This window comes from Serratia sp. HRI, assembly GCF_010119335.3.
In the GTDB taxonomy this organism is placed as follows: domain Bacteria; phylum Pseudomonadota; class Gammaproteobacteria; order Enterobacterales; family Enterobacteriaceae; genus Serratia; species Serratia nevei.
Genome location: NZ_CP083690.1, coordinates 3,186,896 through 3,211,013, shown reverse-complemented (window position 1 = coordinate 3,211,013; position 24,118 = coordinate 3,186,896). Strand labels below are relative to the sequence as shown.

Here is a 24,118-nt window from a genome sequence, read left to right as displayed (position 1 = left end):
CCGCCGGCTTACGCCTGTTCGAGCTCGCGCAACGCCAGATTGAAGTGTTGCCCCAGCTCACGCCGATGAACCGGATGCTCCATCATCGACACATGATCGCCGTTGACCTGGCTGACGCGGACGGTCGCCGGCGGCAGCAGCCTATCCCACCCCAACGCGGAAGCGTCTTCGCGGCAATATCCCGCCTGTTTGATCTTCTGCCAATACGCCTGGAACTGTGCGTTCTGCGAATTGACGGAAACCTGCTCCTGCTTCGCCTTGAACAGATGGATTTTCAGCGATGCGGGCTGCACCAGGGTCGCTTCCACCAGTTTGGCGTAGTGGTGCCGCTGCTGCCAGAGCGCCGCCTCGTCGGCCACTTCCTCACGCTGAGTCTTGATCCCGGCGCGTTGCACGGCCGCGATCGCCTCCGGCAACGGCAGCTCAGCCAACTGCTGACAGAACTGCGGATCCGGCCTTTCCTGCGTTGACTCCACCCAGTTCAGCAACAGCTGGACCGGGCTGTGCATCGCCGCCACCGGCCGCAACGTGTCGATCAACCCCAGGAAAGCGACCGCTTCCCCGGCCGATTGCAGCTGCTCGGCGATGGCATAGGCCAACACCCCACCGGAAGAGTACCCCGCCAGATGGTATGGTCCCTGCGGCTGCACTTCGCGAATCAACGCCACGGCGCTGGCGGCCATATCGGACATGGTGGCCGGCTTCTCCTCCACCGCCGGCCACGGCACGGCGTAGACCGGGAAGGTCTCGTCGATCTCCTTGGCCAATTCAAACACGTAGGAGTGGTCGCCAAAGCCGGTCGGAACGAAGAACAGCGGCGGCCGGCTGCCGCTGCTGCGAGCCGGCACCGCTTTACGCAGCGGAGCCTCGGCGGTGCGACGATCTATCCGCTCGGCCAGCTCGGCCAATATCGGATGGTTGAAGATCGCCTGTACCGGCAAGGTGATGCCTTGCTGACGCAGCTGGCTGGAAAGACGTACCGCCAGCAGCGAATGGCCACCGAGCTCGAAGAAATTGTCGTGGCGCCCTATCTGGCCAACCTCGAGCAGCTCACACCATACCCGCGCCAGCGTCGTTTCGGTCTCCCCCTGAGGCGCCGCATACTCCCGAATGCCGACTGCCGCGCGCTCCGGCTCCGGCAAGGCGCGCCGATCCAGCTTGCCGTTGGCGGTCAACGGCAGCGCATCCAGCCAGACATAAGCCGACGGCACCATGTACTCCGGCAAACGTTCGCTCAGATAGGCCCGTAGCTGTCCCTGCAACGCGCTGCGGTCAACGTCGGCCGTCGGTACGATCCAGGCGACCAGGCGCGGATGGTGTTCCGTCGAACAAACCTGCACCACCGCTTCCCGCACCCACGGGCTCGCCGCCAGCTGCACCTCAATCTCGCCCGGTTCGATGCGGAACCCGCGCAGCTTGATCTGCTGATCGCATCGCCCCTGGTATTCAAGACTGCCGTCCGGCAAGTAACGCGCCAGATCGCCGGTGCGATACATGCGGCCGCCACCGACCGGATTGAACGGATCGCTCAGGAAGCGCTGTGCCGTCAGTTCCGGTCGGTTCAGGTAGCCCAACGCCACCCCCACGCCGCCGATGTGCAATTCCCCCACCGCCCCCATCGGCACCGGGCGCCCGCGGGCGTCCAGCAAGTAAGCGCGGGTATTGCCGATCGGTTTCCCAATCGGCAAGCGCGCCTCCCCTTCAGCCCGCTCGATACGTGCCGTTGTCGCAAAGGTGGTGGTCTCCGTCGGCCCATAGGCATGGATCAGGTGCACCGGCCCCCGCTCTTGCAACAGCCGCGCATAAGCGCCCGGATCCTCTTTCTCCCCTCCGCTAATCAGATATTTCAACTGCGCCAGTGCGCCGCTGATGCTGTGCACATACTGATTGAACAGCGCAGTGGTCAAGAACAGCGTGGTGATGCGATGGCGTTGCAGTTCGGCCGCCAGACGCTCGGCCTCCATCATCACTTCCGGCGCGATCACCACCAGCGCACCGCCATTCAACAGAGCGGCCCAAACCTCCATCGTGCTGGCATCAAACGCCGGGTTGGCGGCAAAGGCGATGCGGTCGTCGGCGTCAAAGGTGGCGTAGCGGTTGTTGCGCACCAGACGCGAGATCCCCTGGTGCGGCGTCATGACGCCTTTCGGCGTCCCGGTCGAGCCGGAGGTATACATGATGTAGGCCGTCGCGCCGCTCGACACGCGCAACGCCGGGTTACCGTCATGACCTTCAGCTTCGCGATCCTCGACCGTCAGTTGCGGAATGCCTTCGTCGCCGACGGCGTCCGTCAGCATCAGGCAGGCGCCGCTGTCATCGGCGATCCAAGCCTGGCGCGCGGCCGGCAGTTGCGGATCGATGGGGACATACGCCGCCCCGGCCTTGATTACCGCCAATTGGGCGCAGACCAGTTCGATGCTGCGCGCCAGCCGCACCGCGACCCGGTCGCCCGGTTGTACGCCGCGCTCAATCAGCCGATGCGCCAACCGGTTGGCGCGCGCATTCAACTGTGCGTAGCTGAGCCGTTGCGCATCCTGGATCAAAGCGATGGCCTGCGGCGTCTGCCGCGCCTGCTGTTCAAACAGTTCGTGCACGCAGGTATCCGCCGGGTAAGCTTCCGCCGTATGATTCCAGCGGCACAGCTGCAGCGCATACTCTTCATCCGGCATGACCTCCAGTTCGCAGACCGGTGTCTGAGGCGCCTGCTCCAATGCCTGCGCCAATGCGCTCAACGCCTGCGCCATATAGCCGCACACGCGCTGCGCTTCAATCGGCTGCCTGACCTGCGCCGTCAGGCCCAGCGAATCACCGCCGTCCTCGACCGACAGCACGAACGGATAGTTGGTGCGTTCCTGGCTATCGAGCAGCGTCACGCCGGTCGGCAATGCGGTGTCCTCGCCGCTGTTATGCCGGTAGTTCAGCAAGGCACTGAACAGCGGCGTGCCCGCGGCGACGCCGCTGCAGCGCTGCGCCAACGCCAGCGGCGCATGCTCATGGGCCAGCAGCCCGCTCAGCCGGATGTGCGCCTGCAACACCGCCGATTCCGCGCCGACCTCGTTGACATCCAGCCGTAGCGGCAGAGTATTGATAAACAATCCGAGCGCCCGTTCCGCCCCGTCTCCGGCCTGCATACGACCCAACAATACGGTGCCGAACACCACCTCATCGCGGCCGGTAGCGCGCGCCAATACCTGCGCCCAGGCCAGGTGGCACAGGCTGGCCAGGCTGACGCCCAGCCGCCGCGCCTGCCGCCGCAGCTGTTGGTTGAGCGCATGCGGTAAGGCCAGGTGCGCCGTCGAGATATCCCGCCCTTCGCCATGCACGTCGCTCAGGCCGAACGGCAACGACGGCTCATCGATATCCGCCAGCATAGTGCGGAAGAACTGTTCGTGTTCAGCCTTGCTGACGCCGAGCCTTGCCTGCGCCACCGCGTTGCGGAACGGCGGCGCCTTGGCCAGTTCGTCCCCGCGCCCGGCCAGGATCAGGTTGATTTCCTCCTGCATCACCGCCAGGGTCGAGTGGTCGCCGATCAGGTGATGCCACTGCTGGAGCACGCACCAACTGCCTTCTTCCCCCTGTGCGGCAACAAAGCTCAGCAACGGTGCGCGCGTCAGATCAGGCCGCACGCGGCGCGGATCAAACACCGCCGTCAGCCGCGAACCGATCTCGCCCTCCGCCGGATTGAGCCGCAGTTCTCGCAGCGACAACTCGGCCTTGCGCCACACCACCTGCACCGGCGAGGACACGCCCTGCGTGATGAACGCGGTGCGCAGAATGTCATGGCGATCGATCACCTGCTGCATCGCCGCCAGCCAGGCGTCCAGGCGCGCACGGCTGTCGAAACGCAGTACCGCGGACAGCTGGTACGGGTCGCCCCGTTCCGCCAGCAGATGGTGGAACAAAATCCCCTCCTGCAGCGGCGACAAGGCGTAGATGTCCTGTACGTTGGCCACGCCGCCCGGCACCTGCGCCACCACCGCGTCGATCTCCGGCTGGCTCAGCGTCGCCAGCGGCAACATCTCCGGCGTAATGGCTACGCAGCCCGGTAGGATAGCGTTGGCCGGCACGCTCACTTCTTGCTGCGTGACCAACGTCTGCGCCAGCGTTGACAGCGTCGGCGCGGTGAACAGCGTTTGCACCCCGGCGCTCAGCCCGACACGGCGCAGCTGCGCCATCAACTTCACCGCCAGCAGCGAATGGCCGCCCAATTCGAAGAAGTTATCGTGGCGCCCGACCCGCTCAAGGCCCAGCAGCTCGCGCCAGATCCCCGCCAGCAGCGTTTCCAGTTCGCCTTCAGGTTCGGCGTAAACCTCACGCACGTAGGCGTCCTCCTGCGGCTCAGGCAGCGCGCGCCGATCCAGTTTGCCGTTCGGCGTCAGCGGTAGCGTATCCAGCGCCACCCAGGCCGCCGGCAGCATAAACTCCGGCAACATCCCCGCCAGATACTGTCGCAGCGTCACCGCCAACGCCTGGCGATCCGCGTCAGCCTCCGGCACCACCCAGGCCACCAGCCGCTTATTGTCCGCTTCGCCGAGGACATCCACCACCGCTTCGCGCACCGCCGGGTGACCGGCCACTCGCGCCTCGATCTCACCGCATTCGATGCGGAAGCCGCGAATTTTCACCTGCCGATCGTTGCGTCCCAGGTAGTCGATATTGCCGTCCGGCAGATAGCGCGCCAGATCGCCGGTGCGGTACATCCGCTCGCCTGGGTTAAACGGATCCGCCAGGAATCGCTCTGCCGTTAACTCTGCGCGGTTGAGATAACCCAGCGCCACCCCGGGGCCGGCGATGTAGATCTCGCCGGTCGCGCCGAGCGGCACCGGTTGCCCATGCGCATCCAGCAGATAAATCCGGGTATTGCCGATCGGCCGCCCGATAGGCAAACGCTGCCAGGGATCCACCCGCTCGATCGTGGCCGTCGTGGCAAACACCGTACTCTCGGTCGGCCCATAACCGTTGATCAGCCGTACCGGCCCAGCCTCTTTCAGCAAGCGGGCAAAGGCGTGCGGATCCGCCGCTTCACCGCCGCTCAGCAGATATTTCAACTGCGCCAGCGTCGCGGCGATGCTATGGACATATTGGTTAAACAACGAGGTGGTCAGGAACAAGACGTTAATCCTTTGCCGCACCAGCGCCGTCGCCAACGCCTCGGCTTCCGTCAACACTTCCGGCGCAATGATCGCCAGACTGGCGCCATTCAACAGGGCTCCCCACATTTCCAGCGTGCTGGCGTCAAACGCCGGATTGGCGGCGAAAGCGAAGCGATCGCCGCGTTCAAACGACGCAAAACGATTGTTGATCGCCAGCCGGAGGATGCCTTGATGCGTCACCATGACGCCTTTAGGCGTACCGGTCGAGCCCGAGGTATACATGATGTAGGCCGGCGCGTCGCCGGCGCGAGGCACCGCCGGATCGTGGGTCGGATTCTGCCGCAGCCGATCGATACGCAGGCATGCGATCTCGCCGGCTATCTCGCGGTCGAGATCGCGATCGCACAGGATCAACGACGCCCCGCTGTCGCCGATGATCCACGCCTGCCGCGCAACGGGCAGGTGCGGATCGAGCGGCACATAAGCGGCCCCCGCCTTGAGGATCGCCAACTGGGCGATGACCAGAGAAACGCTGCGTTCAAGCGACGTGGCCACGCGATCGCCTGGGCGCACGCCCTGTGCGATGAGTTGGTGCGCCAGTTGGTTGGCGTGGGCGTTCAATTGGGCGTAGCTCAGGCTGTCCCGATCGTTCACCACCGCAACGGCGTCCGGCGTGCGCTGCGCCCACTGTTCAAACAGGACATGGGCGCTGCTCTGCGCCGGATAAACTTCCGCGGTTCGGTTCCAACCGTACAACAACAGTTCGCGCTCGGCAGCCGGCAGCAGATCGAGATGCGACGCAGGCTGCGTAGCATTTGTCGCCATCGCCCGCAACACCTGCACCAGGTAAACGCCGTAACGCTCGGCGGTAGCGCGGTCGAACAGCGCGGTGGCGAAGTTCAGCGTACCGCTGATTTGCTCGTCGCGCTCCGCCAGATCGAGCGTCAAATCATACTTGGCGATCTGATAGCCCAACTCGGCACTCTCGGCCTGCAGCCCAGGCAGCGGAATATCGCGCACCGAGCCGTCCTGCCAGGCCAGCATCACCTGGAACAGCGGGGTATAGCCCAGATGGCGCGGCGGGTTGACCAGCTCCACCACCTGCTCGAACGGCAGATCGCGATTTTCCTGCGCCGCCAGCACCGTGTGACGAACCCGTTCGAGCAGCGTCGGCAGATCCGGATCGTCGCGAAGATCGATGCGCAGCGCCAGCGTGCTGACGAAGAAGCCGACCAGCGATTCGGTTTCCAGCCGGCCACGGTTGGCCTCCGGCGTGCCGATCACCAGCTCCTGCTGCCCGGCCATGCGCGCCAGCACCAGGCTCCAAGCCGCCAGCACCGTCATGAACAGCGTGCCGCCATGCTGCCGGCTGAACTGCCGCAGCGCCTGCGTCAGCTCGGCGTCGATCGCGATCGGCACCTCTCCGCCGCTGAAAGACTGCACCGTCGGACGCGGCCGGTCGGTCGGCAGCGTCAGCAGCGCCGGCGCATCGCTCAGCGTTTCGCGCCAGTATTGCGCCTGCGCCGCCAGCCGCTCCGGCGTCAGATAGCGACGCTGCCAGGCGGCGTAATCCGGGTATTGCAGCGGCAGCGGCGGCAGCGGATCGGCATCGCTGCGACGGAAAGCGCCGTACAACGCCCCCAGTTCACGCAGCAGAATGCCGGTCGACCAACCGTCGGAAATGATGTGATGACAGATGAGCAGGAACAGGTGCTCCTCATCCGCCAGGCGGATCAGCGCGGCGCGCACCAGCGGCCCCTGCGTCAAATCAAAAGGCGCCTCCGTCAGGCGCTGCGCGAGTTGCCGCGCCTGGCTCTGAGCATCCTGCTGCCCACGCAGATCGTGAACCGTCAACGGCAGCGCGTCTGCCGGCAGAATGTGCGCCTGCGGCTGCCCCTCGACGGTGACAAACCGGCTGCGCAACGCTTCGTGGCGGACATACAGCGCATCCAGGCTCTGCCGCCAGGCGGGCAGATCCAGCTCGCCGCGCAGGTTCAGCGCCAGGGGAATATGGTAAGTTTCACTCAGGCCTTCCAACTGCGTCAGGAACCACAAACGCTGCTGAGCAAACGACAGCGGCAACGCGGCGCCGCGTGGCATAGCCTCGATCGGCGGCAACGCCTCATCGGTTCTCCGCAGTTGCTGCGCCAACGCCAACAGCGTCGGGTTGGCGAACAGGGTCTGCAACGGCAGCTGCCATTCCACCTGCTGCAGACGGTTGGTCAGACGCACCGCCAGCAGCGAGTGGCCCCCCAGTTCGAAGAAGTTATCGTGGCGGCCCACCTGCTCCACGTTCAGCAGCTCGCGCCAGATCGCCGCCAGCAGCGTTTCGTGTTCACCCTGCGGCGCTTCATACGCCGCCTGGCTCTGCGCCCCCTGCGGCTCCGGCAACGCCCGCCGATCCAGCTTGCCGTTCGGCGACAGCGGCAACGCCACCACCACCACCCAGGCCGACGGTACCATATAGTCCGGCAGCGCCGCGCTCACATGCTGCCGCAGCGCGCCCGCCAGCGTCTCTTCCGCCACGTCTGCGGCCGGCACCACCCACGCCACCAGCCGTTTGTCGTCGCCCACCGCCCGCGCATCCACCACCGCTTCGCGCACCGCCGGGTGCGTCGCCAGCACCGCCTCTATCTCCCCGCATTCGATGCGGAAGCCGCGGATTTTCACCTGCTGGTCATTGCGCCCCAGGTACTCGATGTCGCCGTTCGCCAGATAACGCGCCACGTCGCCGGTGCGGTACATCCGCCCGCCCGGCGCGAACGGATCGCTCAAGAAGCGCTCCGCCGTCAGCTCAGGCCGGTTCAGGTAGCCCCGCGCCACCTGCACCCCGCCGATATACAGCTCGCCCACCGCACCCAGCGGCACCGGCTGCCCGTGATCGTCCAGCAGATAGATACGCGTGTTGGCGATCGGCCGCCCGATCGGCACCGACACCCGGTCCGCCTCCCGCGAACAGTGCCAGGCGGTAACGTCCACCGCCGCCTCCGTCGGCCCATACAGGTTATGCAACTCCGCCTGCGGCAGCCGGCGGTAAAACTCCGCCACCAGCGCCGCCGGCAGCGCTTCCCCGCTGCACATCACCCGCACCACCTGGCCGCAGCGCGACGCCGCCTGCCCGTCCGCCAGGAAGCTTTGCAGCATCGACGGCACGAAGTGCAGCGTGGTGACGCCGTACTGTTCGATCGCGCGGCTCAGGTAGTCCGGATCCTTGTGCCCTTCCGGCTTCGCCATCACCAGGCGCGCGCCGACCATCAGCGGCCAGAAGAACTCCCACACCGAGACGTCGAAGCCGAACGGCGTTTTTTGCAGCACCGTGTCCGCCGCCGTCAGGCCGTAGGCCTCCTGCATCCACACCAGCCGGTTGACCACCCCGCGGTGTTCGTTCATCGCGCCCTTCGGTTTACCGGTCGAGCCCGAGGTGTAAATCACGTACGCCAGGTGCGACGCCTGCGCGCGCCGTTCCGGGTTCTCGGCGCTCAGCGTATCCGGCAACGCCGCCTCCAGCGCCAGCTGCGGCGTCGCAGGCTCGCCCAGCGCCGCGCGGCCGGCGGCGTCCGCCAGCAGCAGCACCGGGTCGGCATCCTGCAGGATGTACTGCAGGCGTTCGCCCGGATAGGCCGGATCGAGCGGCACATAGGCGCCGCCGGCCTTGAGGATACCGAACAGCGCCGTCACCATGTGCAGGCCGCGTTCGGCGCACACCGCCACCCGGCTGTCCGGGCCGACGCCGCGCGCTATCAGCGCGTGCGCCAGCCGGTTGGCACGGGCGTTCAGCTGGGCGTAGCTCAGGCTTTCCGCTCCGCTCACCAGCGCGGTGGCGTCCGGCGTGCGGCGCACCTGCTGCTCGAACAGCGCCGCCAGCGTCTGATCCAGCGGGTAGTCGCGCTCGGTGCGATTCCAGCCATGCAGCAGCAGTTCGCGTTCCGCCTCCGGCACCACCGCCAGTGAACACACCGGCGTCTCCGGCGCCTGCTCCAGCGCTTGCGCCAGGGAGCTCAGCGCCTGCACCATATAGTCACACACCCGCTGGGCATCGACCGTCTCGGTCACCTGCGCCGTCACGCCCAGCGAATCGCCGCCGTCCTCCACCGATAACACGAACGGATAGTTGGTGCGCTCTTCGGCGCTCAGCAGGCTGACACCTTCCGGCAACGCCACTGCTTCACCGTTGTTGTGGCGATAGTTGAGCAAGGCGCTGAACAGCGGCGCCCCAGGGCTGACGCCGCTGCAGCGCTGCGCCAATGCCAGCGGCGTATGTTCATGCGCCAGCAGCCCGCTCAGCCGCACGTGTGCCTCTCTTGCCGCCGTCTCCACGCCTCGCCGATCGATGTCCAGACGCAACGGCAACGTGTTGATAAACAACCCCAATGCCCGTTCCGCGCCTTCGCCGCCCTGCAGGCGACCCAGCAATACGGTGCCGAACACGACCGCGTCTCGCCCGCTGACGCTCGCCAGCACCTGCGCCCAGGCCAGGTGGCACAGACTGGCCAGGCTGACGCCCAGCCGCCGCGCCTGTCGCCGCAACCGCAGGTTCAGCGCCGAAGAGAGCGCCTGGTAGCGGCAGGCGATTTGCCGCCCTTCGCCGTGCACGTCGCTCAGGCCGAACGGCAGCACCGGCTCGCGGATATCCGCCAACATGTCGCGGAAGAAGCTTTCGTGCTCCGCCTCGCTGAGAGCCAGGCGCGCCTGCGCCACCGCATTGCGGAACGGCTGGGCGACGCCCAGCTGTGCCCCACGGCCGGCGAGGATCTCGCCGATCTCTTGCTCCATGAAGGCCAGCGTGGAGTGATCGCCAATCAGATGATGCCACTGCTGCAAGGCGCACCAGCTGCCGTCCTCCTCCTGCGTGACGGTAAAGTTGAGCAGCGGCGCGCGGGTCAGATCCTGCCGCTGCTGCAACGGATCAAAGCTGGCCGCCAGCTGTTGCCAAATCGGGCCGTCAGCCGGATCGAAACGCCGCTCGCTCAGCGCCAGCTCAGCCTTGCGCCACACCACCTGTACCGGCGAGGACATGCCCTGCGTGATGAACGCGGTGCGCAGAATGTCATGGCGATCGATCACCTGCTGCATCGCCGCCAGCCAGGCGTCCAGGCGCGCACGGCTGTCGAAACGCAGCACCGCGGACAGCTGGTACGGGTCGCCCCGTTCCGCCAGCAGATGGTGGAACAAAATCCCCTCCTGCAGCGGCGACAAGGCGTAGATGTCCTGTACGTTGGCCACGCCGCCCGGCACCTGCGCCACCACCGCGTCGATTTCCGGCTGGCTCAGCGTCGCCAGCGGCAACATCTCCGGCGTAATGGAGGCCCCGCCCGGTAAAATCCGGTTTTCCGGTATGTCGACCTCACCTTGCGCGCTCATCGCCTGCGCCAGCGCCGACAGCGTCGGCGTTGAGAACAGCGTCTGCACGTTCGTTCCCCAACCGGCGCGCCGCAGCTGAGCCATCAACTTCACCGCCAGCAGCGAGTGGCCCCCCAGTTCGAAGAAGTTATCGTGGCGGCCCACCTGCTCCACGTTCAGCAGCTCGCGCCAGATCGCCGCCAGCAGCGTTTCGTGTTCACCCTGCGGCGCTTCATACGCCGCCTGGCTCTGCGCCCCCTGCGGCTCCGGCAACGCCCGCCGATCCAGCTTGCCGTTCGGCGACAGCGGCAACGCCGCCACCACCACCCAGGCCGACGGCACCATATAGTCCGGCAGCGCCGCGCTCACATGCTGCCGCAGCGCGCCCGCCAGCGTCTCTTCCGCCACGTCTGCGGCCGGCACCACCCACGCCACCAGCCGTTTGTCGTCGCCCACCGCCCGCGCATCCACCACCGCTTCGCGCACCGCCGGGTGCGTCGCCAGCACCGCCTCTATCTCCCCGCATTCGATGCGGAAGCCGCGGATTTTCACCTGCTGGTCATTGCGCCCCAGGTACTCGATGTCGCCGTTCGCCAGATAACGCGCCACGTCGCCGGTGCGGTACATCCGCCCGCCCGGCGCGAACGGATCGCTCAAGAAGCGCTCCGCCGTCAGTTCAGGCCGGTTCAGGTAGCCCCGCGCCACCTGCACCCCGCCGATATACAGCTCGCCCACCGCACCCAGCGGCACCGGCTGCCCGTGATCGTCCAGCAGATAGATACGCGTGTTGGCGATCGGCCGCCCGATCGGCACCGACACCCGGTCCGCCTCCCGCGAACAGTGCCAGGCGGTAACGTCCACCGCCGCCTCCGTCGGCCCATACAGGTTATGCAACTCCGCCTGCGGCAGCCGGCGGTAAAACTCCGCCACCAGCGCCGCCGGCAGCGCTTCCCCGCTGCACATCACCCGCACCACCTGGCCGCAGCGCGACGCCGCCTGCCCGTCCGCCAGGAAGCTTTGCAGCATCGACGGCACGAAGTGCAGCGTGGTAACGCCGTACTGTTCGATCGCGCGGCTCAGGTAGTCCGGATCCTTGTGCCCTTCCGGCTTCGCCATCACCAGGCGCGCGCCGACCATCAGCGGCCAGAAGAACTCCCACACCGAGACGTCGAAGCCGAACGGCGTTTTTTGCAGCACCGTGTCCGCCGCCGTCAGGCCGTAGGCCTCCTGCATCCACACCAGCCGGTTGACCACCCCGCGGTGTTCGTTCATCGCGCCCTTCGGTTTACCGGTCGAGCCCGAGGTGTAAATCACGTACGCCAGGTGCGACGCCTGCGCGCGCCGTTCCGGGTTCTCGGCGCTCAGCGTATCCGGCAACGCCGCCTCCAGCGCCAGCTGCGGCGTCGCAGGCTCGCCCAGCGCCGCGCGGCCGGCGGCGTCCGCCAGCAGCAGCACCGGGTCGGCATCCTGCAGGATGTACTGCAGGCGTTCGCCCGGATAGGCCGGATCGAGCGGCACATAGGCGCCGCCGGCCTTGAGGATACCGAACAGCGCCGTCACCATGTGCAGGCCGCGTTCGGCGCACACCGCCACCCGGCTGTCCGGGCCGACGCCGCGCGCTATCAGCGCGTGCGCCAGCCGGTTGGCGCGGGCGTTCAGCTGGGCGTAGCTCAGGCTTTCCGCTCCGCTCACCAGCGCGGTGGCGTCCGGCGTGCGGCGCACCTGCTGCTCGAACAGCGCCGCCAGGGTCTGATCCAGCGGGTAGTCGCGCTCGGTGCGGTTCCAGCCATGCAGCAGATGTTCCCGTTCGGCGAGCGGCAACAAATCGATATGGGATACTGACCGTGGGCTATTCAACGTCATCGCCCGCAGCGCCTGTACCAGGTAAACGCCGTAGCGTTCGGCGGTGGCGCGATCGAACAGCGCGGTGGCGAAATTCAGCGTGCCGCTGATGCCTTCGCCGGTATCGGCCAGATCGAGCGTCAGATCGAACTTCGCCGCGCTGTATTCCAGCCCGGCCAATTCGGCCTGCAGCCCCGGCAGCGGAATATCGCGCACCGAGCCGTCCTGCCAGGCCAGCATCACCTGGAACAGCGGGGTATAGCCCAGATGGCGCGGCGGGTTGACCAGCTCCACCACCTGCTCGAACGGCAGATCGCGATTTTCCTGCGCCGCCAGCACCGTGTGACGAACCCGTTCGAGCAGCGTCGGCAGATCCGGATCGTCGCGAAGATCGATGCGCAGCGCCAGCGTGCTGACGAAGAAGCCGACCAGCGATTCGGTTTCCAGCCGGCCACGGTTGGCCTCCGGCGTGCCGATCACCAGCTCCTGCTGCCCGGCCATGCGCGCCAGCACCAGGCTCCAGGCCGCCAGCACCGTCATGAACAGCGTGCCGCCATGCTGCCGGCTGAACTGCCGCAGCGCCTGCGTCAGCTCGGCGTCGATCGCGATCGGCACCTCTCCGCCGCTGAAAGACTGCACCGTCGGACGCGGCCGGTCGGTCGGCAGCGTCAGCAGCGCCGGCGCATCGCTCAGCGTTTCACGCCAGTATTGCGCCTGCGCCGCCAACCGCTCCGGCGTCAGGTAGCGACGCTGCCAGGCGGCGTAATCCGGGTATTGCAGCGTCGGCAGCGGCAGCGGATCGGCATCGCCGCGACGGAAAGCGCCGTACAACGCCCCCAGTTCACGCAGCAGAATGCCGGTCGACCAACCGTCGGAGACGATGTGATGACAGGTGAGCAGGAACAGGTGCTCCTCATCCGCCAGGCGGATCAGCGCGGCGCGCACCAGCGGCCCCTGCGTCAAATCGAACGGTTGCGTGGCCGCCTGACGGCACAGCGTGTCGGCTTGCGCGGGGTGACGTCGCAGATCGTGGAACGCAAGCGGCAGCCCGTTTGCCGGCAAAATCTGCACCTGTGGCCGATCTTCCCGGGTAATGAACCGGCTACGCAGCGATTCGTGACGCGCATAGAGCGCATCCAGACTATGTTGCAGCGCCTGCCGGTCCAACCGGCCGTGCAGCCGCAGCGCCAGGGGGATATGGTAGGTTTCGCTCATCCCCTCCAACTGGGTCAGGAACCACAGGCGTTGCTGGGCGAACGACAGGGGCAATTCGCCGTCGCGCGCCACCGGCAGTATCGGCAGCGGTTCCTGAGCCGGCGCAACTTCCAGCGCCTGCGCCAGCACGTGCAGTACCGGGCTGGCGAACAGCGCCTGCAACGGTAACTGCCATCCGGCCTGTTGCACGCGGTTAGCCAGGCGCACCGCCATCAGCGAATGCCCGCCCAGTTCGAAGAAGTGGTCATAGCGACCGACGCGCTCTACGCCCAGCAGCTCGCGCCAGATAGCCGCCAGCAGGTTTTCCGCCTCGCCCTGCGGCGGCGCATAGGCTTCACGCACGTAGGCGTCGACCTGCGGCACCGGCAGAGCCCGCTTGTCCAATTTGCCGTTGCCGGTCAGCGGCAACGCCTCCAGCCAAACGTAAGCCACCGGCACCATATAATCCGGCAGCCGCGCCTGCAGATGCTGACGCAGCCCGGTCGCCAGCGTAGCGCGTTCGGCTTCCGGTGCCGGAACCACCCACGCCACCAGTCGCTTGCCCCCATCGCCATCGTCAATCGCGTCCACGGCTACACTGCGCACGCGCGGATCGGTACTCAGCTGTGCCTCCACCTCGCCGCATTCGATGCGGAAACCGCGGATTTTTACCTGCTGGTCATTGCGCCCCAGGTATTCGATATCGCCCCCCGGCAGATAGCGCGCCAGATCGCCGGTACGATACATGCGCGCACCCGGCGCCCGGTTGAAAGGATCATCGAGAAAACGTTCCGCCGTCAATTCGGGCCGGTTCAGGTAACCCCGCGCCACCCCTTCGCCGCCGACGTAAAGTTCGCCGATCGCCCCCATCGGCACCGGTTCGCCGTCGGCGCCCAGCAGATACAAGCGCAAATCCGGGATGCGGCTGCCGATCGGACTGGTGGTGATCGCCGTATCCTGCGCCGACAGCGGCCGATAAGTCACATGCACCGTGGTCTCGGTGATACCGTACATGTTGATCAACCGTGTCTGCCGGTTCTCTGGACGAGCAAACCACGGCGCAAGCTCGGAAGGCTTCAGCATTTCGCCACCGAACACGATCTCGCGTAGCTGCTGGCGCGCTTCGCTGTGCGCCTGAGCCTGGATAAAGGCTTTGAAAGCACTCGGCGTCTGGTTCAATACCGTGATGCCGCTGCGGCAGACGAAATGATAAAAATCCGGCGCCGAGCGGGCGATCGCCTGCGGTACGATGAACAGCTGGCCACCATACAGCCAGGCGCCCCAGATCTCCCAGACGGAGAAGTCGAAGGCGAATGAGTGGAACAGGCACCACCTGTCGGCGGCGCTGAAGTTGAACCAGGCGTTCGTCGCGCTGAACAACCGCGCGACCTGCCGGTGCTCCACCATCACCCCTTTGGGTTTGCCGGTCGAGCCGGAGGTATAAATCACATACGCCAGGTGCGCCGGGCGCACCCCGACATCCTGCAGATCGTCGCCTTCCCCCGTCAGTGGCTGTTCCAGCGCCAGCAGCGGCACCTCGCAGTCACCCAGCGCTTGTCGGCCAAGCTCATCCGCCAACAGCAGCACCGGCGCCGAGTCCGCCAGGATATACTGTAGCCGCTCGCCGCTATAGGCGGGATCCAGCGGCACATAGGCGCCGCCGGCTTTGAGGATCCCCAGCAGCCCGACCAGCATCGGCAGCCCGCGCCCGGCGCACAGCGCCACCAGGCTGTCCGGCTGCACGCCAAGCTGTACCAGCCGATGGGCCCAACGGTTCGCCTGGGTATTCAATTCCGCGTAGGTCAGGCTGTCATCGCCATACGTCACCGCGATCGCCTCCGGCGTCCGTCTGACCTGTGCTTCGAACAACCGGTGCAGACAAGCCGCCGGCGTGTGTGAAGCGACGGTGTGGTTGAGGCCCTGCAGCAACTGCGCACGTTCTTCCTCGGAAACCAGACTGAGTTCGCCGACGGTGCGACGATGAGAACCCGCCCTCACCGCGTCGTTGAGCAGCATCAGCAGATGTTGCGTCGCACGCAACATCTGTTCGTCAGCCACGGAGGCGGCGTCGTAGACCCAACGGAAAGCGCCGTCAGCCTTGCAGATTTGCAATACCGCGCGCGAACCGGAAGCCATGATGGCGGCAACCCCCTCGTCTTCAGGCTGCAACCCCTGCGCCGAGCGCCGACTGACGATCGATACCGCCGTCGGCCAAGTCTGAGGCGCTCGCAGGTCCGCATCGCGCGTCAGCAACGCGGGATGATAATCGGCATGAGCGCGCAGCTGGCTATATTCCTGTTCCAGCGCGGCCAACGCCTGCTGGAAATTGCTGGTGTGATCAACAGAGATCTGCAGCGGCAGCACGCGCGCGCTCAGGTGGGCCCAACGACCCCAATTCCGATCGTCCGGGCTGATCCACCCCAGCTGAAAATCGGTTTCATTGCACATACGCGCCAGATAAAGGGTTGCTGCCGCCAGCACCTGCTCGCCGGCAATTTTTTCCAGGCGCTGCCAGGCCGTCGCCTGCCAGCGTGCGGGAAGATCCGCCTGGCGGCCAGGCCCCGGCGGGAACGGCGCCGGATAATAACGCGTCAGGCGCGGTTGCCAAAACGCGGCGCTATCGGCGCTGGCGCCATACGCCGCGCCTAACAGCGAGGCTTCGGCAGCGTTAATCGTCGGCAAGACCGAGCCGACAGACAGGCCGCAGGCCTGCGCCAGCGCATCGCCTGGTTGAGTCGAGCCGTCGGCGCGCAAGAACGGCCCGACGTGCACCACGCCGGGGCTCGCGGCAATCACCCAGCCGTCGGCCTCGACGTGCAGCAGGGTACCGGGGTGGGCCTGTCGCTCATCGCTCACAGCCTGCAGCGCCGTCACGCCCAACACGCGATCCGCCAGCAGTATCTTCGCCGCGCATCCCGCGCCATGGCTCAGCGAGCTCACCAGGCGCTGCAGCGCCTCAGCCGGGCGATCCCAACGAATGATGCCGCCGGCAGGCGGTTGCCGACGATTGGTGTAAAAGCTGCCGCCGGCCTCGGCATCCGCCAGCGCCGCCACTTGCCGATCCAACGCCTCGATCGTCCCCGCCGTTGATGCGTTCAGCGCCCGTAAAATAAACTGGAAACGGCGCTGCAAAACATCCAGATCGCCTAATGAATTTGCATAAGCGGCGTCAGAAAAAGTGACGTCCAGCTCATTCGCCTGCTGGTCTTCATACAGCATAATCTGTAGATCGCCGGACGGAATATTCCCGCCATAATACCAACGGGTGCGGCATCCCCAGAAAGGATCGCCGTGGTCGAAAGAAACAATGTTAATTGAAGGGCCAAACCAGGCGGAATCCGTCGCGCCATTGTCACGCCGAATGTCCTCCCCACGATATAATTGATGGCGAACCACTTTTGCTATTTCGGCCGCAACCTTTTGGATAAATTCGGCCAGGCTCAGCTGGGGTTCGACCTTGATAATCAAAGGGACAACGTTAGAGGTCATACCAATACTGTTTCGTTCTCTCGTCCCGGTCACCGGCATGCTGAAATTAAGATATTCACTGCCGGTCAGGCTGTAGAAACATAATGCTACGGCGGCGGCCAATATATGTGCGCGGTGTACGCCGATATTGTCAGCTTGTTGCTGCAGCTGATCCAATGCCTCTTTTTCCAGCAGCTGCGTGTTGCGGTTCATCGCGGCGTCCGGAGTCAATATGGCTCTACGCGACAAACTCTGCGGCGCAGCGGCAGTATATTCCCGCCAAAAAGCCTGATCGGAAGAAAAGCGTGAGGAATCGCGGTATTTGATGTCGTTTTCATAAAGCAGAGAGAAATTGCAGTTGGCGAATTCAGGGATGACGCCGCCGGACGCCAGCGCGTTATAGTAAGCCGCGATGCGTCGCATCACTTCCTCGGCACTGCGGCCGTCGGTGATCATATGGTGGAAACGCCGATAGAGGACATAGCGCTGCGGAGCGAGCGTAATCACATGAAAACTAAAAGGTTCCTCTCCCGTGGCACGGCGCGGCAGCGCCGCATCCGCCACCATCCAGCGTCTGGCCGCCTGGAGGGGATCGGGTTCCTTACTGAGATCGAGTGTGAACAGCGGCTCATGTGTGCGTGGCGCGCGGTATTGATAAAGCTCACCGTCTTTTTCCACAAAATGCGCTTGCAGAGCCGGCGTTTCTTCGACGATAGCATCGATGGCTTGCCGCAGCAGCTTAACGTCGAGAGGCCCGTCAACCAGCCCATAGCCCCAGATATTGAACGACAACTCTTTGGAAATGTTTTCCCCCAGCCAGAGTTCACGCTGGGCGATAGTCATTTCATGCAGTTCGACTTTCTCCGCCGCGGCCTGAGCATCCGTACGGAATTCCCCACTCTTCACATCAGTTTGTTTGTTCATAATATTCTCTAGCACGTTTTCATTACGTTAATGAAAGGGACCGTCCGGATTTAGGCAAAGCCTGGCCGTCCGACAGTTCAAGTCAGAATAAAAAACCGTAGAAAAGCTGGGTTTCCCCCAACTAAGAAAGAATGAAATGGTTAATCCAGAGGTTCCCCCTGTGCCTCAATTTGTAGAGCTGTGAAGTATAGGAGAGGATATTTTTTTTGGCGAAATGTGCGAAAGGGAATAAATGACCATTTTATTTCCCCGATATTACTTAGGGATGACAAGCGTATTCCTCTTGTATTAATCCGATATAATTAGAGAGAAATTCATATTCTTTTTTATTGTTCACTATAGTTAATGTGCAACAATGCTTACGATAAGAGCCTCTCCATATCAATAAGTTATACTTTATTGTTTTAATGACAATGATTTATTATTTAATTAATTCATTACCATGAAAAATGACCGCCAATTTTGCCCACGGCGCATCTATCGTTTTTTGTTATAACGATGGGAAAAATTATGCTGAAAAATTTCTTCGTTTTTTCGGGCGCTCATCGACGGCACCGTTCCCAACGACAGACAATGTAAAAATGGGGCGGCAGAGCCCGCCCCGAGAGGTCTTACCACATCAGCCGGCCGATCAGTGGCGCGGCCACCACCGTGATAATGCCGGCCAGCATCATCACCAGGCTCGACACCACGCCCTCCTGCGGCCCCAGTTCATAAGCGCGGGCGGTGCCGGCGCCGTGCGACGAGGCGCCAAACCCGGCTCCCTTGGCCAGGCGGCTGCGCACCGCCAGCCGCAGAAACAGAATGTCGCCCACCGCCATGCCGAACACCCCGGTGATCACCACGAACAGCGCCACCAGATCCGGCTGCCCGCCCATCTGTTTGGCGGCCTCCAGCGCGAACGGCGTGGTGATCGAACGCACCGCCAGGCTGCGCTGCACCTCTTCCGGCAGCGTCAGCAGGCGCGCCAGCCACACCGAGCTGTACACCGCCACCAGCACCGCCGTCGTTACCCCGGCGGTCAGCGACAGCCAGTGGCGGCGGATGATGTGCAGGTTCTCGTACACCGGCACCGCGAAGGCGATGGTCGCCGGCCCCAGCAGCCACAGCAGCCAGTGGGTTTCACCGATATAGTCCTGATAGGAGATGTGGGTGACCACCAGCAGCAGCACCAGGATCATCGGCGTCAGCACCAGCGGCATCAGCAGTAACGTGCGGCGGCGGCGATAGAGTTTCTTGTTGGCGAAATACAGCGCCAGCGTCGCCAGAAAGCAGGCCAGGCTGAGGATAAAGTCATTCATGGCGCTGCTTCCGTCGCTGCAGCCAAATCTCCAGCCGATACACCCTGTCCACCACCAGCCCGGTGGCGCCCAGCGTCAGCATGGTGCTGATCGCGATCACCAGAAAGATCTTCCAGCCCTCGACCATCAGCAGCTGAGCATAGTTGACCACCGCCACCACCGCCGGCACGAAAAACAGCAGCATTTCCGCCAGCAGCCAGCGGGAGCCGGCCTTGACCCAGCTCAGCGGCAGAATGCGCAGCAGGATCAGCGCCAGCAGCATCAACATGCCGACGATATTGGCGGGGAGCGGCAGGTGGAATTGTTGCACCAGACGATCGGCGATCAGGAACAGCGCCGCATACAACGCCACCTGAATCGGCACCTGCAAACGGGTCAGCAGGGAGGGGGCAACGCGGCGTAACGCCAGAGACATGAAAGATGACCTCAAACAATAATTGACGGCCTACAGTATACGCAGCCGGGAAACCACGCCTGAAATGAATTAAAATTATCGACATCATGCCGTCCGGGAATAGTTTCCCGCCGGTAGCGCCCTCAAGGAGAACCCTAACGTGGATGTCCGCACCCTGCGCTACTTCGTTGAAGTGGTGCGCCAGCAAAGCTTCACCCGCGCGGCGGAAAAACTGTTCGTCACCCAGCCCACCATCAGCAAGATGCTGCGGCATCTGGAAGAGGAGCTGGAATGCACGCTGCTGATCCGCGAAGGCCGCAAGCTGCGCCTGACCGACAGCGGCCAGGCGCTGTATCAGCGCGGCCTGACGATCCTCGACGAATTCCGCCAGCTGGAGGCGGAGCTGGAAGACATCAGCTCGTTGAAAAAGGGCGTGCTGCGGCTGGGCATTCCGCCGATGGTGGGCAGGCAGATCGCCGATCTGATCCGCCGCTTTCGCCAGACCTACCCCGGCATCGAATTGAAAATTTCCGAGCTGGGCGGGCTGTCGGTCGAACAGGCGGTGATGTCCGGCGAACTGGATCTGGCGATGACGGTGCTGCCCTTCGATTCGGAACAGCCGCTGACCTTTCTGCCGCTGCTGGGCCATCCGATGTGCGTGGTGGCGCCGCGCACGCCGCAGTGGCTCAACCGCACCAGCATCAATATCGCCGAATTGGCCGACAGCCCGATCCTGATTTATAACGAAGACTTTGCGCTGTACAAGATGCTGATGAAGGCGTTTCGCCAGGCCGGTTTTGAACCGCAAATCGCGGTGCGCAGCGGCCAATGGGACTTCCTCGCCTCGATGGTGCAGGCCGGCGTGGGCATCGCCATGCTGCCGGAGCCGGTCTGCCGCTGGCTGGACAAGGAAAACCTGGTCTGGCTACCGCTGGAACCGCGCATGGAGTGGAAAATCGGGCTGATCTGGCGCCAGGGCAGCTACCTGTCGCACGGCGCGCAGGCCTGGATCGCCTGCTGCCGCGACTACTGGCCGCCGCTCAAGTAGCCAAAAAACAAGGGCCGCACAGGCGGCCCTTCGGGACAGAAATAAAGAGGAAAACATGATTCCTCTTCTGAGGTTTACCCTTCGCGTTCGATCAGCAACGCTTCGAGCAGGTCGAGATCGTGCAGCAGTTTTTGCAGCGTCTCGTTGCTGATTTTCTGCGTGGCGCGCAGATGGTACAGCTCGCCGCGCTCGGCGCGCAGCGCCGTCAGGCGGAAACGCCGCTCGAGGTTTTCCATCGCCAACGCATTCTCGATATCGTCTTTCGACGCGATGCGCCGCCGTAGCATGCCCGTCACCCGCGAACTGACCTCTTTCAACACCTGCGGATCGAGGTTCTCTTCGGTATCGGCGACCAGACGCTCTTCCATTTTATTCACGCTCTCGATTGCCACTTCGGCCGCCATGGCGATCGCCATGCGCTCTTCGTGCTTGCTGGCGCTCTTGTCGGCCACCTGAACGCCGCGCAGCAGCAGCGGCAATGCCAGCACGCCGACGATCAACGACAACAGGATCACACCGGCGGCGATAAACACCAGCTGATAGCGCGCCGGGAAGGCGGTGCCGTCACTCAGCAACAGCGGTATCGACAGCACACCGGCCAGGGTAATCGCCCCGCGCACCCCGGCGAACGACGCCACCCACAGCTCACGCGTGCTGTAGTCGCCAAACTGCAGCGGGCGCTTTTTCATAAAGCGGTTGCTGGCCTTCTTCATCACCCACAGCCAGGTGAAACGCAGCACCAGCAGCGCGGCGTAGATGGTGGCCACGTCGGCGAACAGGTACCAGGTCTGGATGGTCGGATCCAGCTCCGCCTGCAGGATAGAGGTTTCAAGAATGCCCGGCAGCTGCAGGCCCAACATGATGAACACCATGCCGTTGAACACGAACTCCAGCATCGCCCATACGCTGTTGGCGCGCAGGCGCATCGCCAGCGGCGCGTTGCGGATCACGCCGGATTGGCTGATGGTCATCCCCGCCGCTACCGCCGCCAGGATGCCGGAGACGCCGATGTGTTCGGCGATCAGGTAAGAAGCGAACGGCAGCAGCAGCAGGAATACGATCTGGGTCGCCGGATCGTCGCCACTCCAGCGGCTCATCACCCGCAGCGATTTACTGTAGGTCCAGGTGACCGCCACGCCGGCCAACAGGCCGCCGATCGCCACTTTGAGGAACTCGAGGGTTGCGCCGCCCACGGTGAACACCATGGTGCCCATCGCCACCGCGATGGCGAACTTGAGCGACACCAGGCCGGATGCGTCGTTCATCAGCGCCTCGCCTTCGAGCACGCCCATGATCGGCTTGGGAATGCGCCCTTTGCCGACGATGCCGGACAGCGCCACGGCATCGGTCGGCGACAGCACCGCCGCCAACGCGAAGGCCGCCACCAGCGGAATGCCCGGCACCATGGCGTAGATCAGATAGCCGACGCCGACCACGGTGATCAGCACCAGCACCAGCGCCAGGCCGAGAATTTCACGCCCGTGGTGCAGGAATTCGCGCGTTGGCGTTTTCCAGCCGTCGGCGAACAGCAGCGGCGGGATGAACAGCACCAGGAACAGTTCGGGATCAAAGTCGACGTGCAGCCCGAAATGCGGCCAGGCCAACAGGGCCCCGATGGCGATTTGCATCAGCGGCAGCGGCACCTGGAACGGCAACATGCGCGTCACCACCCCGGACAGGGAGACCACCAGGATCAAAATGAGGATTGTAAAAAAGATTTCCATGCTTTCCTTAGACTCTACGATTCAGACGACATCGGCTCAGGGCCTGCGTTGGTCCCGATAGTAGATCACTTTTTTTACAGCCGTTAAAGCTTGTTGTGCCTTTCAAAACGCGGTGCAGAGCAGAAGAAGACTTATCTTAAGAAGGGAAATGCCGTGACAGCTTCCCTCGCCCGGCGGGCGAGGGAAACCTGAGGGTCTTAAATCGCCCAGCCGCCGGCGTAGAACGCCACCAGCGCCACGGCGATCAGCACGGTGCCGATGTTCAGCTTGCGCCATTCGCCGGAGAAGATGCGACCGATGACCAGCGAGCTGAAGCCCAGCATGATGCCGGTAACGATGTTGCAGGTCAGTACGATGAACACCGCGCACAGCAGGCCGGCCATCGCGTCGACGAAGTCGTTGAAGTCCAGCTTGGTGACGTTGCTCAGCATCAGCAGGCCGACGTACATCAGCGCCGGGGCGGTGGCATAGACCGGCACCAGATAGGCCAGCGGCGACAGGAACAGGATCAGCAGGAACAGAATGCCGACCACGGTGGCGGTCAGGCCGGTCTTGCCGCCCGCGGCGGTGCCGGCGGCGGATTCGATGTAGACCGCGGCGGGCGCGGCGCCCACCAGGCCGGAGAAGATGCTGCTCAGGGAATCCGAGGTCAGCGCCTTGCCGCCATTGATGATCTGCCCGTCTTTATCCAGCAGGTTGGCCTGCCCGGCCACCGCGCGGATGGTGCCGGTAGCGTCGAACACCGCGGTCATCACCAGCGCCAGCACGCTCGGCAACACCACCGGCTGCAATGCGCCCATGATATCCAGGCTGAAGATCAACGATTTGCCGTCAGCGTCCGCTAGGCTCGGCATGGCGAACAGCCCCTGGTATTTCACCGCCGGGTCGAAGATCAGGCCGATGATGGAAATGGCGATGATCACCAGCAAAATGCCGCCGGGCACGCGCAGTTTTTCCAGGCCGAAGATCACCGCCAGGCCGACCAGCGTCATCACCACCGGGAAGGAGGTGAACGCGCCGAGCGCCACCGGCAGACCATCCAGCGGGTTCTTCACCACCAGGCCGACGCCGTTGGCGGCGATCAGCAGCAGGAACAGACCGATACCGATGCCGGTGCCGTGCGCCACGCCCATCGGCAGGTTGCGCAGGATCCAGGCGCGGATGCCGGTGACCGAGATAATGGTAAACAGTAAGCCCATCAGGAACACCGCACCCAGCGCCACCGGAATGCTGATGTGCTGGCCCAGCACCAGGCTGAAGGCGGTGAAGGCGGTCAACGAGATCGCACAGCCGATCGCCATCGGCAGGTTAGCCCACAGCCCCATCAGCAGCGAGCCCAGCCCGGCCACCAGGCAGGTGGAGACAAACACCGCCGCCGGCGGGAAGCCCGCTTTGCCCAGCATGCTCGGCACCACGATCACCGAATACACCATCGCCAGGAAGGTGGTCAGCCCCGCCACCACCTCCTGGCGCACGCTGCTGCCGCGCGCGGAAATTTTAAAATAGCCATCAAGCCCGCCGGTTGGTTTTGCGGCGTGGTTCGCTTGAGAGTTCGACATAGGTTACTTCCCCTGTGTTTCATGAATCGGCCCGTCGCAGCAGGCCTGTAATCTCGCCCGCGCCCGATCGTCACGTAATCGTTTACGTCACGTTCCGCATCCTTGCCCTTCTGTCGCAGCGCCAACGGCGATGCGCACCAAGGCAAACGTTTAACTCGCAGCGCGCGGTACGGGTGATTTATGGTGGTTTATTCAAGGCAAACGATTATCCTGCCTTCCATAGCGTCTAAT

6 protein-coding genes are annotated in these 24,118 nt (G+C 64.2%); 1 reads left to right on the top strand and 5 read right to left on the bottom strand.

Annotated elements, in window-relative coordinates; genetic code table 11:
- Window positions 1-8: 8 nt before the first annotated feature.
- The 3 genes from GF111_RS15340 to GF111_RS15330 form a co-directional block, all read right to left on the bottom strand.
- Complete coding sequence (locus GF111_RS15340; RefSeq protein ID WP_224217729.1) at window positions 9-17,861, bottom strand: non-ribosomal peptide synthetase; 17,853 nt, start codon at window positions 17,859-17,861, stop codon at window positions 9-11.
- Window positions 17,862-18,472: 611 nt separating this feature from the next.
- A complete protein-coding gene (locus GF111_RS15335; RefSeq protein ID WP_004936833.1) occupies window positions 18,473-19,162 on the bottom strand; it encodes an LrgB family protein in 690 nt (229 codons plus the stop codon).
- Complete coding sequence (locus tag GF111_RS15330) at window positions 19,155-19,577, bottom strand: CidA/LrgA family protein (protein WP_028127545.1); 423 nt, start codon at window positions 19,575-19,577, stop codon at window positions 19,155-19,157. Before GF111_RS15330 ends, GF111_RS15335 begins: the two co-directional genes overlap by 8 nt.
- Before the next feature lie 139 nt (window positions 19,578-19,716).
- Here GF111_RS15330 and GF111_RS15325 point away from each other — a divergent pair, with 139 nt between their 5' ends.
- Window positions 19,717-20,604, top strand: a complete 888-nt coding sequence (locus GF111_RS15325) for a LysR family transcriptional regulator (RefSeq protein WP_038874296.1) — start codon at window positions 19,717-19,719, stop codon at window positions 20,602-20,604.
- A 74-nt stretch (window positions 20,605-20,678) separates the two neighbouring features.
- Here the strand turns inward: GF111_RS15325 and GF111_RS15320 are convergent, their stop codons facing one another.
- Together GF111_RS15320 and GF111_RS15315 are read right to left on the bottom strand one after the other, a co-directional pair.
- Window positions 20,679-22,328, bottom strand: coding sequence for a Na+/H+ antiporter (locus GF111_RS15320; RefSeq protein ID WP_025304430.1), 1,650 nt, complete (start codon window positions 22,326-22,328; stop codon window positions 20,679-20,681).
- 197 nt (window positions 22,329-22,525) lie between these two features.
- Window positions 22,526-23,887 (bottom strand): NCS2 family permease, encoded by a 1,362-nt coding sequence (locus tag GF111_RS15315; RefSeq protein WP_147190283.1) that lies wholly within the window; start codon window positions 23,885-23,887, stop codon window positions 22,526-22,528.
- Window positions 23,888-24,118: the final 231 nt, after the last annotated feature.

Coding starts and splice junctions, on each gene's coding strand:
- GF111_RS15330 (WP_028127545.1), bottom strand. CDS start 19,577: ATGTCTCTGGCGTTACGCCGCGTTGCCCCCTCCCTGCTGACCCGTTTG.
- GF111_RS15315 (WP_147190283.1), bottom strand. CDS start 23,887: ATGTCGAACTCTCAAGCGAACCACGCCGCAAAACCAACCGGCGGGCTT.
- GF111_RS15320 (WP_025304430.1), bottom strand. CDS start 22,328: ATGGAAATCTTTTTTACAATCCTCATTTTGATCCTGGTGGTCTCCCTG.
- GF111_RS15340 (WP_224217729.1), bottom strand. CDS start 17,861: ATGAACAAACAAACTGATGTGAAGAGTGGGGAATTCCGTACGGATGCT.
- GF111_RS15335 (WP_004936833.1), bottom strand. CDS start 19,162: ATGAATGACTTTATCCTCAGCCTGGCCTGCTTTCTGGCGACGCTGGCG.